Origin of the sequence: Clostridium sp. LS (genome assembly GCF_002760435.1) — a bacterium.
Taxonomy (GTDB): domain Bacteria; phylum Bacillota; class Clostridia; order Clostridiales; family Clostridiaceae; genus Clostridium.
Map to the genome: position 1 here is coordinate 1 of NZ_AUUU01000150.1, position 2,351 is coordinate 2,351.

Here is a 2,351-nt window from a genome sequence, read left to right on the forward strand (position 1 = left end):
CATGGAGATGCAGTAAGTTATGAATTTATTAAACATTTTCCAATGTTTATTCAAAAAGGCATGAATATAAATGGAATTTATTATAATCCGACTTTTTTATATGAATCAACTTGGAATATAATAGTGTTCATAATACTAATGATTATACTTAGAAAGTCTACGAAAAATGGAATAGTATTTTTTACATACATTGGATTGTATTCTATAGGAAGATTCGTAATTGAAGGAATGAGAACAGATAGTTTAATGCTTGGAAGCATTAGAATGGCACAATTAGTTAGCTTAAGTGGAGTGGTTGTATGGATAATATTTTTATTTTTCAATTACTATAGAAGAGCAAGTAAAGGAAGAATGTAATAATATTAAGTATAAAAAGTAGCAGATCAATATTTTCATATTGGTCTGCTACTTTTTATATATAGGTTGATTTTCAAATGATAGCATATTCCTGAAAAATATAGTTATAATCTTAGGTCGTGATAAAGTTACAGATAAGAATAAATATATTTATTAGAATAAAAAAGAACTGTTCAATAATATTAAATCCATATGGCATTATTTTATTTGAAATATTTATAGTAAATCAGGAGGTATTTTTATGGAAAAAATTTTAAAAGTCTGGAAGAAATATTCATTTACACTATTAGTCGCATTTATAGTATTAGGTATGTTTGAGTTAAGATTTGCTGTAGTCGCAGCTATTTGTATGGTAGCACCTGTAATTGTATCAATTTTTAAGGGCAGATTTTGGTGTGGAAATTTATGTCCAAGAGGGAATTTTTATGATAATGTAGTTTCGAAATTTAGTAATAAAAGAACACCACCTAAGTTTTTTAAATCATATTACTTTAGAGCAATAATATTAATTATAATGATGACAGTATTTATTTCAGGTGTATATAAAAATTGGGGTAACCTTTATGGTATAGGAATGATCTTTTATAGAATGATTGTAGTAACAACTATAATAGGTGTAGCATTATCTTTTGTATACAATCATAGAACCTGGTGTAACTTTTGCCCTATGGGAACTCTAGCATCAATTACAGGAAAATTTAGAAAAAGTGAAAAAGTACTGCATGTATCATCTTCATGTGTTTCATGTAAAATTTGTGAAAAAAAATGTCCAATAGGTTTAGTTCCATATGATTATAAAGGTGATATATTAAGTCATCCAGATTGTATTCAATGTGGAAAGTGTGTTGCAGCGTGCCCAAAAAAAGCGATAGGATACAATAAAATTGCTACAAAATAAAGAATAATACAATGATTCTTTTTCTAGGTGTAAACGTAAAAATTGCATATTCAATAGCATAAAAAACACGCTAATTTTAGCGTGTTTTTTCATAGAACGTATTTTTAGTATTAATTTATCCATATTTAGCAGCTAAAATTTGAAAAAGCATAGAACTTATCTCCAAAATGGTTAAAAGATAATGTATAATATAAATGAATCTTATTTAAATAATTAATGATTTATAAAATTGAGAATTTTTAAAATCTAATGCGATTGCAGAGCATAATTGTTATGAAAGAAGGTTTTTTAATTGATACAATTTTTATGGTTAGTTCCTTTAGGATTTTTAGTTGGAGCATTTGGGACATTAATTGGCGCAGGTGGAGGATTTATATTGGTGCCTATTTTATTACTGCTATATCCGGACAAGAGTCCAGATACAATAACTAGTATTTCTCTAGCAGTTGTATTTTTTAATGCATTATCTGGTTCTTTTGCTTATTCTAGGATGAAACGTATTGATTATAAATCAGGAGTAATTTTTGCAATTGCAACGATTCCTGGATCAATACTCGGATCAGTAATAACATTATACGTACCAAGGCAGATTTTTAATGGAATATTTGGTGTAATACTAGTTATAATATCAATCTTCTTAATTGTAAGAACAAAGGAAGAAAGAATAAGTAGTAATATAGCTGCTAAGAAGGGCTATGTTACAAGAATAGTAATAGATATTGAAGGAACAGAGCACACATTTTCATACAATCCGGTTATAGGAGTAGTTGTAAGTGTTTTTGTAGGATTTATGTCTAGCTTTTTAGGAATAGGGGGAGGAATTATACATGTTCCAGTACTAGTTAATATACTAAATTATCCAGTTCATATTGCAACTGCTACCTCTCATTTTGTTTTAGCAGTAATGTCATTTTCGGGAACTATAGTTCATATAGTTGACGGGGTGCTCCAATCTAGTGTAATACAAACAGCAGCGTTATCCATTGGAGTATTGTTTGGAGCTCAATTAGGTGCGAAGCTTTCAAAAAGAATTCATGGCGTAGCAATAATTAGAAGTCTTGCAGTTGCATTAGCTATTGTAGGAGTAAGAATATTT

Annotated in this window: 3 protein-coding genes; all 3 read left to right on the forward strand. The window is 28.6% G+C overall.

Annotated features, from left to right (window positions below; genetic code table 11):
* A partial coding sequence (locus tag COL3_RS24465) for a prolipoprotein diacylglyceryl transferase family protein (RefSeq protein WP_180277983.1) occupies positions 1 to 357 on the forward strand: 357 nt, incomplete at its 5' end.
* A gap of 241 nt (positions 358 to 598) precedes the next feature.
* Positions 599 to 1,255, forward strand: a complete 657-nt coding sequence (locus COL3_RS24470; protein ID WP_008425839.1) for a 4Fe-4S binding protein — start codon at positions 599 to 601, stop codon at positions 1,253 to 1,255.
* Positions 1,256 to 1,547: 292 nt separating this feature from the next.
* Positions 1,548 to 2,351: sulfite exporter TauE/SafE family protein (locus tag COL3_RS24475; RefSeq protein WP_099716746.1), on the forward strand; the 804-nt coding region annotated here is incomplete at its 3' end.